Origin of the sequence: Zobellella iuensis, from assembly GCF_016746085.1 — a bacterium.
Lineage (GTDB): Bacteria > Pseudomonadota > Gammaproteobacteria > Enterobacterales > Aeromonadaceae > Oceanimonas > Oceanimonas iuensis.
In genome coordinates this window covers 372,767-388,827 of record NZ_JAERTZ010000025.1, presented here as the reverse complement: position 1 = coordinate 388,827, position 16,061 = coordinate 372,767, and the positions used below count along the sequence as shown (strand labels likewise).

10 protein-coding genes are annotated in these 16,061 nt (G+C 63.9%); 8 read left to right on the top strand and 2 right to left on the bottom strand.

Annotation, left to right across the window (positions count from 1 at the left end; all coding sequences use genetic code 11):
* Positions 1–7: 7 nt before the first annotated feature.
* Positions 8–871 (bottom strand): MurR/RpiR family transcriptional regulator, encoded by an 864-nt coding sequence (locus JKV55_RS12595; RefSeq protein ID WP_202085937.1) that lies wholly within the window; start codon positions 869–871, stop codon positions 8–10.
* Between the two features lie 879 nt (positions 872–1,750).
* Here JKV55_RS12595 and JKV55_RS12590 point away from each other — a divergent pair.
* From JKV55_RS12590 to JKV55_RS12570, 5 genes are all read left to right on the top strand, one after another.
* Positions 1,751–2,887 (top strand): Gfo/Idh/MocA family protein, encoded by a 1,137-nt coding sequence (locus JKV55_RS12590; RefSeq protein ID WP_202085935.1) that lies wholly within the window; start codon positions 1,751–1,753, stop codon positions 2,885–2,887.
* Between the two features lie 36 nt (positions 2,888–2,923).
* Positions 2,924–4,837 carry a bifunctional 5-dehydro-2-deoxygluconokinase/5-dehydro-2-deoxyphosphogluconate aldolase gene (locus JKV55_RS12585; protein ID WP_202085933.1) on the top strand — a complete coding sequence of 638 codons (1,914 nt, stop codon included), beginning with the start codon at positions 2,924–2,926 and terminating at the stop codon, positions 4,835–4,837.
* A gap of 2 nt (positions 4,838–4,839) precedes the next feature.
* Positions 4,840–6,693, top strand: a complete 1,854-nt coding sequence (gene iolD / locus JKV55_RS12580; protein ID WP_202085931.1) for a 3D-(3,5/4)-trihydroxycyclohexane-1,2-dione acylhydrolase (decyclizing) — start codon at positions 4,840–4,842, stop codon at positions 6,691–6,693.
* A 225-nt stretch (positions 6,694–6,918) separates the two neighbouring features.
* Positions 6,919–7,809 (top strand): myo-inosose-2 dehydratase, encoded by an 891-nt coding sequence (iolE, locus tag JKV55_RS12575; protein WP_202085930.1) that lies wholly within the window; start codon positions 6,919–6,921, stop codon positions 7,807–7,809.
* Between the two features lie 14 nt (positions 7,810–7,823).
* On the top strand, positions 7,824–9,326 hold the full coding sequence (locus JKV55_RS12570) for a CoA-acylating methylmalonate-semialdehyde dehydrogenase (protein WP_202085928.1): 1,503 nt from the start codon (positions 7,824–7,826) through the stop codon (positions 9,324–9,326).
* Between the two features lie 43 nt (positions 9,327–9,369).
* Here JKV55_RS12570 and JKV55_RS12565 read toward each other — a convergent pair whose 3' ends face one another.
* Positions 9,370–11,673, bottom strand: a complete 2,304-nt coding sequence (locus JKV55_RS12565) for a putative bifunctional diguanylate cyclase/phosphodiesterase (protein ID WP_202085926.1) — start codon at positions 11,671–11,673, stop codon at positions 9,370–9,372.
* Between the two features lie 335 nt (positions 11,674–12,008).
* Here JKV55_RS12565 and JKV55_RS12560 point away from each other — a divergent pair, with 335 nt between their 5' ends.
* The 3 genes from JKV55_RS12560 (at position 12,009) to JKV55_RS12550 (ending at position 15,988) form a co-directional block, all read left to right on the top strand.
* Positions 12,009–14,180, top strand: coding sequence for a malate synthase G (locus JKV55_RS12560; RefSeq protein ID WP_202085924.1), 2,172 nt, complete (start codon positions 12,009–12,011; stop codon positions 14,178–14,180).
* A gap of 188 nt (positions 14,181–14,368) precedes the next feature.
* A complete protein-coding gene (locus JKV55_RS12555) occupies positions 14,369–15,733 on the top strand; it encodes an MFS transporter (RefSeq protein ID WP_202085922.1) in 1,365 nt (454 codons plus the stop codon).
* A 78-nt stretch (positions 15,734–15,811) separates the two neighbouring features.
* Entirely contained in the window at positions 15,812–15,988 is a 177-nt protein-coding gene (locus JKV55_RS12550; protein WP_202085921.1) for a hypothetical protein, read from the top strand.
* Positions 15,989–16,061 lie beyond the last annotated feature (73 nt).

The window sequence follows — 16,061 nt, the reverse complement described above, 5'->3', positions numbered from 1 at the left end:
GTGTTACTCAGAAACGCGCGTTAGCGCGTTTTTTTTTACCGCTCGTATCCTTTTCGTCGTGGAAGGCGAGGGACACCGCCAGGGTTTGCACCAGGCACAGGCTGGCGGACTGGGAGCGGAAGGCGTCCACCTGGGCTTCCTTGACCACGAAGCAAATATCGCTGAAGGAAGCCAGGGGGCTGACCTGGCTGTCGGTAATGGCGATCTGCCTGGCGCCCACGCCGGCAGCGGTTTCGGTCAGCACCAGGGTTTCCTGGGCATAGGGCGAGAAGCTGATGGCCACCACCACGTCCTTGGGGCCGATCAGTTCCAGCTGCTCCTTGAACATGCCGCCCAGGCCGTCGATCAGGAAGGCGCGCCGGTTGAGGTGGCGCAGGGCGTAGGTGAGGTAGGTGGCCACGCTGAAGGAGCGGCGCAGGCCGATGACGTAGATGTTCTCCGCCTCGGCCAGGGCCAGCACCGCCTTGTTCAGATCTTCCGCCGAGGTCTGCGCCGCCAGCTGCTGCAGGGCCTGGGCGTTGGCCCGGGCGAATTCGTTCAGGATTTCCTCGGGGCGTTCGGGGGCGGCCTGATCCTCCAGCTCCCGGAACAGCCGTACCCGGTCGGTGTAGTTGGCGGTTTCCTCCACCAGGTGGCGGCGGAACACCTGCTTCATGTCGTTGAAGCCGCTGTAGCCGAAGGCGTTGGCGAAACGGATCAGGGTGGAGGGCGGCACATCGGCCCGTTCGGCGATGATGGCCACGGTGTCGAAGGCGACGCTGTTGGTGTTGTCGAGCACGTAGGCGGCGACCTGCTGCAGCCGTTTGCTGAGTTCGCCGTAGCGGCTGCGGATCACATCCTGTAACTCGGAATAGGTGTTGGGTGCTGACATCATGGCTCTCTGAAGCTTGCTGTTCGCCCGGCCGGCTGCCGGCGATCCTGTATCCAGTGTAAATGAAATATTGCATCGAAATAAACATTCCATTTCATGGTTAATCGATTCAGTGGACAAAAAGATTCCCGATAGTCTCCCATCCCCGCGTACATCCGGCCTCCTGGTTCCATCATAAAAGTATCGGGGAATCAGTCGCTTTCTCTTTCTTTCCGCCCAGGGCGGAACAGGGCGGCAGGGGCTGGAGTACCGATCAGTTTGAAAACTGACCAGTCGGCTATTTGTTGTCTGTTGCAACGCAGAGAAGAGTCAACAGGGCCACCTCCGCCGACACGCCGCAAAATATGACACTCGCCATTTCGGCCTGCTGCGAACATTCATTGGATGTTCGCTCAGGCCGAAATGGCTCGTCACGGCGAGACAAGCTCGCCCCCTGTAGGCTCGCACCTGCCGGATGTCGCGGAAACCGCCGTATCATCGCTTCGCGATGCTGGCGGCGGTGCTAGGCGCTTCGCGCCCCCTGGCAGGTGACGGTCGGCGGAGGCCATCCCTGTTGCCTCTTTCAAGCTCCGCTGTGGTCTGATAACCGTATCAGCAGACGACGCTGGCGCTCTGGAGGAGGACAAAGGGTGCTGCTCTGCCGACCCTCCGCGCCAGGGAGGGCGCGGCGGAGCCCCCAGGGATGGGTTTACGGCGTGTCGGCGGAGCAGGGCGCTTTGGCCGAGTACTGCAGATCATCAACAGGCGCTAAGAAGTGCGTGCCGCATCACATTTACATACAAATATTTCACGTTGGGTTGATAATGAAATAATTGTTTCGTATAAATAAGAAAATGAAATGTGACAGCCAGCCTGGCGCCAGAAATAGAGGTGTTAAAGATGCAGCAAGTACGAGTGGGACTGATCGGGACCGGTTATATCGGGCGCTGCCACGCCATCGCCTACGCCCAGGCGCCGGTGGTGTTCCCGCTCAAGGGGCAACTGGTGCGGGAGATGCTGGCCGAGGTGACCCCGGAGCTGGCGGCCCGCCAGGCCGAGAGCCTGGGCTTCAACCGCGCCACCGGCGACTGGCGCGAACTGGTGGCCGACCCGGCCATCGACGTGGTCGACATCTGCGCCCCCAACTTCCTGCACAAGGAAATGGCCCTGGCCGCCATCGCCCACGGCAAGCACGTCTATTCCGAAAAGCCGCTGGCGCTGTCCACCCGCGACGCCGCCGAAATGGTGGAGGCGGCCCGCCGGGCCGGGGTCAAGACCCTGGTGGGTTTCAACTACATGAAAAACCCCGCTACCCAGCTGGCGCGCCAGATCATAGCGCGGGGGGAGATCGGCGAGGTGGTGCACTTCTACGGCACCCATAATGAAGATTACATGGCCAACCCGGCCACCCCGCTGGACTGGCACTGCCGCAAGGACAGCGCCGGCCTGGGGGCCCTGGGCGATCTCGGCGCCCATATCATCAACATGGCCCACTACCTGGTGGGCTCCCGGGTAGCCAGCGTGAGCGGCGATATGCAGACCATCATCGGCGAGCGGCCGGATCCGCGCGCGCCGTCCCGGCTGCTGCCGGTGGAAAACGAAGACCAGGCCCACGCCCTGCTGCGTTTCGAATCCGGCGTCATGGGCCAGATCGAGACCTCGCGCATCGCCTGCGGCCGCAAGATGGGTCTCGGCTATGTGATCACCGGCACCCGGGGCTGCATCAGCTATACCCAGGAGCGGATGGCCGAGCTCAAGCTTTACCGGCACGACGACGACCAGGGCCGCCAGGGCTTCAAGACCCTGCTGCTGGGCCCCGAGCATCCGGACTATGCCGCCTTCTGCATCAGCGCCGGCCATGGCTTCGGCTTCAACGATCAGAAAACCGTGGAAATCCGCGATCTGGTGGACGGCATCGCCGCCGGCAGCCCCCTGTGGCCCGACTTCGAGGAAGGCTGGAGGGTCTCCCGGGTACTGGACGCCATCGCCCTGTCGGCCGAACGCCGCCAGTGGATCCATGTGGAAGAAATTCAGTAAAAAGGACTAGAGGGACCCGTCCCGGAGGAGAGAAGAATGTCAGCACGAAAGCACCTGGATGTGATTTGCCTTGGGCGGGTGGCCGTCGACCTGTATGGCCAGCAGATCGGCGCCCGCCTGGAAGACATGGGCAGCTTCGCCAAATACCTGGGGGGCTCCAGCGGTAACCTGGCCTACGGCACCGCCCGCCAGGGCCTGAAATCCGCCATGCTGTCCCGGGTGGGGGACGACCACATGGGTCGTTTCCTGCGCGAGGAGCTGGCCCGGCTGGGGGTGGACGTGAGCCACCTCAAAACCGACAAGGACAGGCTCACCGGCCTGGTGGTGCTCGGCATCAAGGACGAGGATACCTTTCCGCTGATCTTCTTCCGGGAAAACTGTGCCGACATGGGCATACGGGCGGAAGACATCGACGAGGAGTTTATCGCCTCGGCCAGGTGCCTGGCCATCACCGGTACCCACCTGTCGCATCCGGATACCCGCGCCGCCGTGGTGAAGGCGCTGGAGATCGCCCGCCGGCACGGGGTGAAAACCGCGCTGGACATCGACTACCGCCCGGTGCTCTGGGGCCTGACCAGCCGGGGTGACGGCGAGACCCGCTTTATCCCCTCCGCCGCGGTCACCGAACAGCTGCAGCAGACGCTGGGTCTGTTCGACGTCATCGTCGGCACCGAGGAAGAGTTCCATATCGCCGGCGGCAGCACCGACACCGTCGCCGCCCTGCAGGCGGTGCGCGCGGTGAGCGGTGCCGCCCTGGTGTGCAAGCGCGGCCCGCTCGGCTGCTCGGTGTTCGAGGGCGCCATTCCCGCGACCCTGGACCAGGGGCTGACCGTGTACGGGGTCAGGGTGGAGGTGCTCAACGTGCTGGGCGCGGGGGACGCCTTTATGTCCGGCCTGCTGCGCGGCTACCTCAACGACGAGGGCTGGGAGCAGGCCTGCCGCTACGCCAACGCCTGCGGCGCCCTGGTGGTGTCCCGTCACGGTTGCGCCCCGGCCATGCCGAGCAAGGAAGAGCTGGACGATTATCTGTCCCGTGCCGAGTCGGTGCCGCGTCCGGATCTGGATGCGCGCCTCAACCACCTGCACCGGGTCACCACCCGGGATAGGGAATGGGACGATCTCTGCATCCTGGCCTTCGATCACCGTCGCCAGTTCGTGGACATGGCCATCGAGGCGGGGGCGGATATCGGCGAGATCCCCCGGCTGAAAAAACTGATCCTCAAGGCCGGCCGCCAGGTGGCGGAGGAGGCCGGGCTCAAGGGCCGTGCCGGCATACTGGCGGACACCACCTTCGGCCAGCCGGTGCTGAACGAGATCACCGGCCAGGGCTGGTGGATAGGCCGCCCCCTGGAGCTGCCGAGCTCGCGCCCGCTGCGTCTGGAGCACGGCAACATCGGCAGCCAGCTGATCGACTGGCCGCTGGAGCATATCGTCAAGTGCCTGGTGTTCTATCATCCGGAAGATCAGGTGGAGCTGCGCCTGGAGCAGGAGCGGCTGATCACCGAGGTGTACCAGGCCTGCTGCAAGAGCGGCCACGAACTGCTGCTGGAAGTGATACTGCCGGCGGACATGCCCAAGACCGACGAGCTCTACGTGCGTGCCATCAAGCGCTTCTACAACCTGGGGGTCAAGCCCGACTGGTGGAAACTGCCGCCGCTGTCGAGCACCGGCTGGGACGAGGTCACCGCCGTGGTCACCGAGCGCGACCCGCACTGCCATGGGGTGGTGATCCTGGGCCTGGATGCGCCCCAAGCCGAGCTGCAGGCCGGCTTCAACGCCGCCGCCGGCAAGGCGCTGGTCAAGGGCTTCGCCATCGGCCGCACCATCTTCGGCGCGCCCAGCCGCGACTGGCTGGCCGGCCGGCTCGACGACCAGGGTCTGATTGAAGCCATCAAACGCAATTACCATCATCTGATCGCCCTCTGGCGTCAGCGTCATCAAGGAGAATGAAGATGTCCCACACCCTTCGTCTGACCATGGCCCAGGCCCTGGTGAGGTTTATGACGGCGCAGAAAGTGGAGCTCGACGGGGAAATCCTGCCCCTGTTCGAGGGGGTCTTCGCCATCTTCGGTCATGGCAACGTGGCCGGCGTGGGCGAGGCGCTGTACCAGGCCCGCGACGTGTTGCCCACCTACCGGGCCCACAACGAGCAGGGCATGGCCCACGCCGCCATCGCCTTCGCCAAGACCCACAACCGCCGGCGGATGATGGCCTGTACCGCTTCCGCCGGTCCGGGTTCCACCAACATGGTGACCGCCGCCGCCGTGGCCCACGTCAACCGCCTGCCGGTACTGTTGCTGCCGGGGGACACCTTCGCCACCCGCCAGCCGGATCCGGTGCTGCAGCAGGTGGAGGTGTTCAGCGACCACACCATCACCTCCAACGACTGCTTCAAGCCGGTGAGCCGCTTCTTCGACCGCATCACCCGCCCCGAGCAGCTGCTGACCTCGCTGCCCCAGGCGATGCGGGTGCTGACCGATCCGGTGGAGTGCGGCCCGGTGACCCTGGCGCTGCCCCAGGATGTGCAGACCATGGCCTACGACTACCCGGCGCACCTGTTCGAGGAAAAGGTGCACCGGCTGCGCCGCCAGGCCCCGGACCAGGTGGAACTGGCCGAGGCCATCGCCCTTATCAAGGCCGCCAAAAAGCCGCTGGTGATCGCCGGGGGCGGGGTGCACTACGCGGGCGCGCTCCAGGAGCTGGATCAACTGGTGAGCCAATACCAGCTGCCGGTGGGCGAGACCCAGGCCGGCAAGGGCGCCCTGCCCTGGGATCATGCCCAGAACATGGGCTCCATCGGCGTCACCGGCGCGGCTTCGACCAATGCCTTGTCCGCCGACTGCGACCTGATCCTGGCGGTGGGCACCCGGCTCGGCGACTTCGCCACCGGCTCCCGCGCCATGTACCACCCGGATGCGCGCATCATATCCATCAACGTCGGCTCCTTCGATGCCTACAAGCACAAGGCGCAGCCCCTGGTGGGCGATGCCAAACTGACCCTGTCCAGGCTGATTGCCGGGCTCGAGGGCTGGCGGCCCGAGGGTAGCTGGGTGGAAAAAGCCGCCGAGCTGCGTGCCCGCTGGCTGCATGCCCAGGAGGTGGCCACCACGGATCGCGGCACCGAACTTCCCACCGACGCGGAAGTGGTGGGCGCGGTCAACCGTGCCGCCGGGGAGCAGGACATCGTGGTCTGCGCCGCCGGCGGCCTGCCCGGCGAGCTGCAGAAACTGTGGCGTACCCGTTACCACAAGGGCTACCACATGGAGTACGGCTATTCCTGCATGGGCTACGAGATCGCCGGCGGCCTGGGGGTGAAGATGGCAAGGCCCGAGTCCGAGGTGTTCGTGATGGTGGGGGACGGCTCCTACCTGATGCTGAACTCGGAGATCGCCACCTCGGTGATGCTGGGCCAGAAGATGATAGTGGTGGTGCTCGATAACCGCGGCTACGGCTGTATCCACCGGCTGCAGCAGTTCTGCGGCGGCCCCGGCTTCAACAATATGCTGGACGACTGCCTGACGGTGGAAGGCGGCGCGCCCAAGACCGACTTTGCCGCCCACGCCATCGCCCTGGGTGCCAAAGGCGAGAAGGTGGGCAACATCAAGGAGCTGGAAGCGGCGCTGGCGCGGGCCAAGGCCTCGGACGTTACCTATGTGGTGACCCTGGACACCGACGCCCTGGTGGTGACCGAAGAGGGCGGCTCCTGGTGGGACGTGGCGGTGCCGGAAGTGTCGCCCCGCAGCCAGGTGCAGGAAGCCCGCGCTCGCTACGAGGCCTACAAGGCCCGCCAGCAGCAGAATTTGTAAACGACGGCACCCGACAGGCAACGACGTTGCCTGGGGGAGGACAAAGGGAGCGGCTCCGCCGACCGTCACATGCCAGGGATGGCATGTGCGAGCATACAGGGATGTATTCACAGCGTGTCGGCGGAGTCGGCCCTTTGGCCGACCGGCACTGGGGCACAAGTTTTATCCGTTACCTGGAGCAGTCAAACATCGGGCTTCAGGGAGAACCGAATTTTGGAGAACACCATGAGCGTAAAACTGGGCATCAACCCCCTGACCTGGACCAACGACGATCTGCCGAGCCTGGGCGGCGACACCCCGCTCGCCACCTGCCTGACCGAAGGCAAGCAGGCCGGCTTCGCCGGCTTCGAGCTGGGCCACAAATTCCCCCGGGATCCCGAGCTGCTCAAGCCCATACTGCAGCGCCACGAGCTGGAACTGGTCTCCGGCTGGTATTCCGGCTACCTGCTGGAGCGCTCGGTGGAAGAGGAAATCGAAGCGGTGCAGAGCCACCTCCAACTGCTCAAGGCCATGGGCTGCAAGGTGATGGTGTTCTGCGAAGTCACCGGCTGCGTGCATGGCGACCAGGGCAAGCCGGTGAGCGAGCGTCCGCCTTTCCCCGCCGAGCGCTGGGAGGAGTATGGCGCCAGGCTCACCGAGTTCGCCCGCTACACCCTGTCCCAGGGGGTGCAGCTGGCCTACCACCACCATATGGGCACCGTGATCGAAACCGAAGCCGAGGTGGATGCGTTGATGCAGCACACCGGCCCCGAGCTCGGGCTGTTGCTCGACACCGGCCACATGACCTACGCCGGCGGCGATCCGGTCGAGGTGGCCAAGCGTTGGGCCAGGCGCATCAACCACGTGCACTGCAAGGACATCCGCGCCAACATCCTGAAGGAAGCGCGCAACCGCAACTCCAGCTTCCTCAACGCCGTGCTGGACGGTGCCTTCACCGTGCCCGGCGACGGCTGTGTCGACTACCCGGCGGTATTCAAGGTGCTGAAAGACAACGACTACCAGGGCTGGCTGGTGGTGGAGGCCGAACAGGATCCGTCCGTGGCCCACCCCCTGACCTACGCCACCCTGGGCCATAACAACTTACATGCGTTCGCCAGGAACGCCGGCTTGCTGTAACGGAGAAACCCAGCATGGAACAAGTACTGAACTTTATCGGCGGTGAGATCACCGAAAGCCACAGCGGCCGTACCGCGCCCGTTTACAACCCGGCCACCGGCGAGCAGAGCCGCGAAGTGGTGCTGAGCTCGGCGGACGAAGTGCGCGGCGCCATTGCCGCCGCCCAGAAAGCCTTCCCGCGCTGGGCCGGCACCAGCCCGCTGCGCCGCGCCCGCATCCTGTTCAGGTTCAAGGCGCTGCTCGAGGAGAACATGGACGAGCTGGCGCGCCTCATCTCCAACGAGCATGGCAAGGTCTATTCCGATGCGGTGGGCGAGCTGACCCGCGGCCTGGAAGTGGTGGAATTCGCCTGTGGCATCCCCCACCTGCTCAAGGGCGAGCATTCGCTCAACGTGGGCACCGGGGTGGACAGCAACTCGCTGATGCAGCCGCTCGGGGTTTGCGCCGGCATTTCCCCCTTCAACTTCCCGGCCATGGTGCCCATGTGGATGTTCCCGGTGGCCATCGCCTGCGGCAACACCTTCGTGATGAAGCCCTCCGAGAAGGATCCTTCCACCAGCGTGCGCCTGGCCGAGCTGCTGAAGCAAGCGGGCCTGCCCGACGGTGTGTTCAACGTGGTGCACGGCGACAAGGAAGCGGTGGACGTGCTGCTGACCGACCACCGCATCCAGGCGGTGAGCTTCGTCGGCTCCACCCCTATCGCCGAATACATCTACAGTATCGCCAGCAGCCATGGCAAACGCTGCCAGGCCCTGGGCGGCGCCAAGAACCACGCGGTGATCATGCCCGATGCCGATCTGGATCTGGCCGCCAACGCCCTGATGGGCGCGGCCTTCGGCGCCGCCGGCGAGCGCTGCATGGCGATTTCCGTGGCGGTGGCGGTGGGCGATGAGGTGGCCGACCAACTGGTCGCCCGGCTCAAGCCCCAGGTGGAAGCCCTGCGCGTCGGCCCCGGCGTGGTCGAGGGCCAGGAAAACGACATGGGTCCGCTGGTGTCGGCGGTGCATCGCGACAAGGTGGTGGGTTATATCGACCAGGGCGAAGCCGAAGGCGCCGAGCTGGTGGTGGATGGCCGCGGCCTCCGGGTGCCGGGTCATGAAGCCGGCTATTTCGTCGGTGGCACCCTGTTCGATCGGGTGACCCCGGAGATGACCATCTACCGGGAGGAAATCTTCGGCCCGGTGCTGGCGGTGGTGCGGGTACCCGATTACGCCTCGGCCCTGGCGCTGGTGAACAGCCACGAATACGGCAACGGCACCGCCATCTTCACCCGCGACGGCCACGCCGGCCGCCAGTTCAGCCATGACGTGCTGGCGGGCATGGTGGGCGTCAACGTGCCCATCCCGGTGCCGATGGCGTTCCACTCCTTCGGCGGCTGGAAGCGCTCCGTCTTCGGCCCGCTCAATGTGCACGGCCCCGATGGCGTGCGCTTCTATACCCGGATGAAGACGGTGACCAGCCGCTGGCCCTCCGAGCCGCAGCAGGGCGCCGAGTTCTCCATGCCGACCATGAAGTAAGCGCCACGCCGCCAACCGAAGCCCGCCCAGTGCGGGCTTCTCGTTATTGCTGCTCCGCCAGCCAGGCGGCCAGCTGCGCCAGGGGCATGGGTCTGGCGTACCAGTAACCCTGGATTTGGTCGCAGTTGAGCTGGCGCAGCAGGGCGGCCTGCTCGGCGGTTTCCACTCCTTCCGCCACCACCGTCATCGACAGGCCGTGGGCCATGCGGATGATGGCGTCCACTATGCTGCGATCGTCCGCGTCCTGCTCCATCTCGGTGATAAAGCTGCGGTCGATCTTGAGGGTATCCACCGGAAAGCGCTTGAGGTAGCTCAGGCTCGAGTAGCCGGTGCCGAAGTCGTCGATGGCGATGGACAGCTGCGCCTGGCGCAACCGGCGCAGTATGCCGGCGGCGCGGGTCGGCTCCTGCATCAGCGAGCTTTCGGTCAGCTCCAGGGCCAGCCGCTGGGGCGGCAGGCGGTGCTGGCGCAGCCGGGCCAGCACCTGCTCGGCGAAATCGTCCTGGGTCAGCTGACGGGCGGCGATATTGACTGCCACCGGCATGTCGATGCCGAGGTCGGCCAATTGCCGCAGATCGGTACAGGCCTGCTCGATCAGCCAATAGCCCACCGGAATGATCATGCCGGTGTCCTCCAGTATGGGGATAAACACCGCTGGCGACACCGGGCCGGTGCCGTGCAGATGCCAGCGCAACAACGCTTCGAACCCCGCCAGCCGGCCGCTGGCGATGTTCATCTTGGGCTGGTACCAGAGCTCGAATTCCTTGTTCTCCCAGGCCAGCCGCAGGGCGTTTTCCAGGCTGACCTTGCCGATGGGCAAGGTGGTTTTGGCGGGATGCTGGTAAAAGCAGATGCTGTTGCGCCCCTGACGCTTGGCCTGGGCCAGGGCATGATCCAGGTGCCGCAACAAGGTGTCCGGATCCCGGCCGTCTTCGGGAAAGCGGGCGATGCCGAGGCTGGCGGTGATGAACAGGGGATGGTGGCCGAGTTCGAAGGGCTGGGCCAGGTTGCGGCTGAGCCGGTCGGCCCAGTCCCGGACGTTGGCGCCCTGCTCCTGGTGATGGACGATCAGGGCAAACTCATCGCCCGACAACCGGGCCAGCAGCCCTTGCCCGTCGCGCACGCCTTCCAGCCGTTGTGCCACCTGTTTCAGCAATGCATCGCCGGTGTCGTGGCCCAGGTTGTCATTGATCTGCTTGAACCGGTCCAGCCCCAGCAGCAGCAGGGAAAAGGGGGAGGCCCCGGTACAGGCCGAGGCCAGGTAACTGTGGCAGTTGATGCGATTGGCCAGGCCGGTGAGGCGGTCGAAATTGGCCAGCTCATAGAGTCGTTGCTGCTGTTCCTTTTCGTGGCTGATATCGCTGAGCACCCCGATCACCCGGACCAGTTTTCCCTGCTCGAACACCGGGTAGGTACGGTGCAGCAGCCAGAGCTGGCTGCCTTCTTTGGTAAACCAGCGGTATTCCAGCTCGATGGCCGCCTCAGGGTGTTCGGCCAGGGTCTGCTCAACGTTGTCCAGATCTTCCGGGTGGATACGGCTGAAGGGCAGGCTGGCGTCCTGCTTGAGCTGGCGCAGGTTGATTTCCAGCATGCGTACAAAGGCCGGGCTGATGTATTGGTGGGAGCCCAGCTCCAGGTCGAATACCCAGAAGGCCTCCGGGACCTTGCTGACCAGCTCGGTAAAGCGGGCTTCGCTCTGGGCCAGGGCCCGCTCGGCCTGGATCTTGTCGGTCATGTCCCGGGCCAGCACCAGCTGGGCCAGGGTCTCCTGGTAGCGCATGGCATAGACGGTCAGCTCCATGATCATCAGCTTGCCCTGGCGATGCCGGTGATGCTGGAGGCCGTTTTGAAAGCGTAATGCCAGGCCGCCGCTCAGGCGGTGTGGCGTCAGCTTCAGAAATTCGTGCAGTGTATAGCCATACTGCAGACAGGCCGCCTGGTTGGCCTCCAGCATCCTGCCGGCATCGGCTTCATACACCCACATGGCGGTGGGATTGTCGATAAAGGCGCTTCTGAAAGCCAGTTCGGAGTCATGCAAATGCACATGGGCTCGCCAGGCCTGATTGATCAGGTAGCGGGTCAGGCCGAACAGGGCCAGGCCGGTGACCAGCACGAAGCCGATACCCTTGGCGGTATGCAGCCAGTCCAGGCCGGGGCCGTAGTGGGCGATCAGCCTGTTGGCCAGGATGTCCGAACCCAGTATCCAGGTGAAGGCGATAACGAAATAGAAAAACAGCAGCCGGGCGGGCATGTTCCAGAAGGAAGGGGGAAAGTGATGCTTGCCGGAACGAGTCTCCAGGCTGGGGGACAGGGGCGTTCGGATAGGCGAAACGGCCGGTTTTTCCATAAGGTATCCAGATGCTGGTGGATGGGGGCAGAGCGCCGGTCGCCCGTGCCGACACGGGGCGCTCGTCTTGAATTGTAGGTAATGGGACTCATGGTGTTCAGCGTTTTCTCATTCTGGCACTTTTGCATAAGATCGAGGGGATATACCATTGAATTGCTAGCTATATCACAAATTTAGCGACTGTTTATGCACAATTTGTAAAGATTGTGTGACCAAATATTGCAATTCTGCTTTGCCACTTTGTCCCTTCACAGGGTAAACTGGGACGCCCGAGCAATCAGGGTCAATAATCGGTCTATACATAACTACTGACAACTACAATAGAAGAAGCAACTATGACGGAACGTATTCACCTCGGCACTTTACAAGTCGCTACCGTTCTTCATGATCTGGTAGTCAATGAAATCATCCCCGGTACTGGCATCGAGCCTGCCGCCTTCTGGGCCGGTATGGAGCAGATCGTCAAGGATCTGGCGCCCAGGAATCGCGCCTTGCTGGAAAAACGGGAACTGCTGCAACGCCAGATCGACGACTGGCACCGGGCCCGTGCCGGCCAGTCCCATGATGCTGCTGCCTACAAGCAGTTTCTGGCGGACATCGGTTACCTGCTGCCGGTGGTCGACGACTTTACTATCACCACTTCTAACGTGGATGCCGAGCTCGCTACCCTGGCCGGACCTCAACTGGTGGTGCCGGTCAACAATGCCCGTTATGCACTGAATGCCGCCAACGCCCGTTGGGGCAGCCTGTACGACGCCCTCTATGGCAGCGATGCCATTCCCGAAACCGACGGCGCCGAAAAAGGCAAGGCCTTCAATCCGCGCCGGGCCGCCAAGGTGATTGCCTGGGGGCGGAACCTGCTGGATCAGGCCGCGCCGCTGGCAAACGGCAGCCATGCGGCCGCCACCGCCTACCAGGTGGTTGACGGCCAGTTGCGGATCCGCCTGGAAAACGGTGAGCAAACCACCCTGGCCCGGGCCGAGCAGTTCGCCGGCTATAACGGTGATGCCGCCGAGCCCCTGGCCGTGTTGCTGCGCAACAACGGCCTGCACATCGAGCTGCAGTTCGATCGCAACAACCCGGTGGGCAAGGACGACAAGGCGGGCATCAAGGATCTGCTGCTGGAATCCGCCCTGTCCACCATCATGGACTGTGAGGACTCGGTGGCCGCGGTGGATGCACAAGACAAGGTCGGCGTCTATCGCAACTGGCTGGGCCTGATGCAGGGCACCCTGACCGAGAAGGTCCAGAAGGGCGACAAGGATATTGTCCGCACCCTGAACCCGGATCGGGAATACCTCAGCCCGCAGGGCGAGACATTCAGCCTGCATGGCCGCAGCCTGCTGTTCGTGCGCAACGTGGGTCACCTGATGACCAACGAGGCGGTGCTGGATCAGGACGGCAACGAAGTGCCCGAAGGCATTATCGACGGTCTGGTGACCTGCCTGATCGCCCTGCACGATCTCAAGGGCAACGGCAAGTTCAAAAACTCCCGCACCGGCAGCGTCTATATCGTCAAACCCAAGATGCACGGTCCGGAAGAAGTGGCCTTCGCCTGTGAGCTGTTCGGTCGCGTCGAACAGGTGCTGGGCCTGGCCAAAAACACCCTCAAGGTCGGTATCATGGACGAAGAGCGTCGTACCAGTGCCAACCTCAAGGCCTGCATCTACGAGGCCCGCGAGCGGGTGGTGTTTATCAACACCGGCTTCCTGGATCGCACCGGCGACGAAATCCATACCAGCATGGAAGCCGGCCCCGTGGTACGCAAGGGGGCCATGAAGCAGCAGGCCTGGATCCAGGCGTACGAGAACAACAACGTGGACGTAGGCCTGGCCGCCGGCCTGCAGGGCAAGGCCCAGATCGGCAAGGGTATGTGGGCCATTCCCGACAACATGGCCGACATGCTGAAGGAGAAAATCGTGCATCCCCTGGCCGGTGCCAACACCGCCTGGGTGCCGTCGCCCACCGCCGCCACCCTGCATGCCACCCATTACCACCAGGTGAATGTACAGGCGCGCCAGGACGAGCTGAAGAGCCGCGCCCCGGCCAGGCTGGACGACATCCTGACCATCCCCCTGCTCGCCGAACCGGCCAGCCTGAGCGCGACCGACATCCAGCAGGAGCTGGACAACAACGCCCAGGGCATCCTCGGCTACGTGGTACGCTGGATAGATCAGGGCGTGGGCTGCTCCAAGGTGCCGGATATCAATGACGTGGGCCTGATGGAAGACCGCGCCACCCTGCGCATCTCCGCCCAGCACATCTCCAACTGGCTGCGCCACGGCATCTGCAGCAAGGAACAGGTGACGGAAACCATGCAGCGCATGGCCGCCATCGTCGACCAGCAGAACGCCGGTGATCCGCTGTACCGCAACATGGCGCCGGGCTTCGACGGCATCGCCTTCCAGGCCGCCTGCGCCCTGGTGTTCGAAGGCACAACCCAGCCCAGCGGTTACACAGAGCCGCTGCTGCACGCCTACCGTCGCAAGCTGAAAGCCCAGGGATAAGCATACCGACGCTCAACAATCCCCGGCTGGTCCGGGGATTTTTTTGTCCATGACTTTTTCTCATGCCCTCATGCGTAATAATCGTGACGCCGGTTGGATAAAAACCGCCAGGGGCACTGTTAACGATCCGGCTTTCCTGTCACCCTAGCGGGTAATTCCGTTCAGCCATGTCGACAGCGGGCCTCCCCATGATAAAACGCCTGGTCATTTCACTTTCTTCGTTGATTTTCAGTGTCTTCCTGCTGATGGGCGGCAATACCTTCGTGATGACCCTGCTCGGGGTCAACCTGGGATTGAAAGGCGTTGAACCGACCCTGATCGGCAGCATCATGGTGTGTTATTCGGTGGGCTTCGTGCTGGGCTCCCTCTATGGCCCCCGGGTCATCAAAAGGGTGGGGCATATCCGTGCCTTTGCCGTGTTTAGCGCCTTCCTGGCCAGCTCTACCCTGATCTTTCCGCTGACCGACAGCATCCTCATCTGGGCATTGCTGCGGGCCCTGAGCGGAGTGGCGGTGGCCGGCAGTTTCGTGGTGATCGAAAGCTGGTTCAGCGCCGTCGCCACCAACGACAACAGGGCCACCCTGTTCTTCGCCTACCAGATTTGTGCCTACCTGGCGGCCACCGCCGGCCAGCTGCTGATCGGTTTTACCGATCCCGCCGCCTTCGTGCCCTTTACCCTGGGCGCCATAGTGCTGACCGCGGCCCTGGTGCCCCTGTCGCTGACCCGGATGGAGGCGCCCACCATAGAGCACAGCGAGCGCCTGAGCGTCAAGGCCATCTTCCGGGACGCCCCGGTGGGACTGCTGGCGGCCCTGTGCAGCGGGGTGCTGCTCAGCAGCTTCTACTCCATGGCGCCGGTTTACGCCATCCAGGTCGGGCTGCCGGTGGATCAGCTGTCCTATTTTATGGCGGTGTCGGTCTTTACCTTTATTCTGTTCGCCTGGCCCCTGGGCCGCCTCTGCGACCGTCTGGATCGGGGCAAGATGATGATCTGGATAAACGGCGTCATCGCCTTGAGCGCCCTGGGGGTGGTGTTCGCCGGCCATTACCATCTGTGGTTGCTGATCGGCTTCTCCTCCCTCTATATGGGCATGGTCGCCTCCATCTATCCGGTGGCGGTGGCCATCACCAATGACCGCATGGAAGCCCAGCATATTGTTGCGGCCAGCACCACCCTGCTGCTGAGCTACGGCCTGGGCAGCTCGCTCGGCCCCTTGTTCAGCGCCAGCATGATGACCTGGCTCGGCGCCCAGGGGCTCTACTACGGTTGTGCCGGCGTGGCCTTGCTGCTGAGTGGTTACGCCTGGATCTGGCGCCTGCGCAGCAAGACGGTGGCGGTGGCCGATCAGGCCCATTACATTCCCACGCCGGTCGAAACGGCGGGTGTCATCACCGAGCTCGACCCCCGGAACGAAGAATTCGTGGATGTGCCGATGGAGGAGGTGTTCCCGGATCTGGAGCAGGAGGCCATCGCCCAGGCCCAGGCCAGCCAGCTGGATCTGGAACTCCCCGAGCCGGAAGCCGGTGCCGAATCCGTTATCGTGGCGCGTTGAGCCCGCCAAGGGGCATTGTCATTTAAACGTCAACTGGCGGCGTTAGCCTGGGATGACTCCATTCCCGAGGACGAAACGATGCCTTATACGCCGGCGCCGAGCAGTGTCACCCCATCCCCGTCAGTATTGTCGTCACCCTGCTGTGAGGCGGTGGACGATTGCTATCCGCTGCAACTACTGCTCTGGTTGCAGCGTCAGGCAGGTGCGCCCGGACGAGTGGCGCAGGGGGTGGAAGAGGCGCTGGAGGTGGTGTAGTTTACCGAACGTCGCGGAGTTGTCCGGTACCGCACCCGGCGGTGAGCCAGCCTGGGGGCGGAAGACGGCCAGC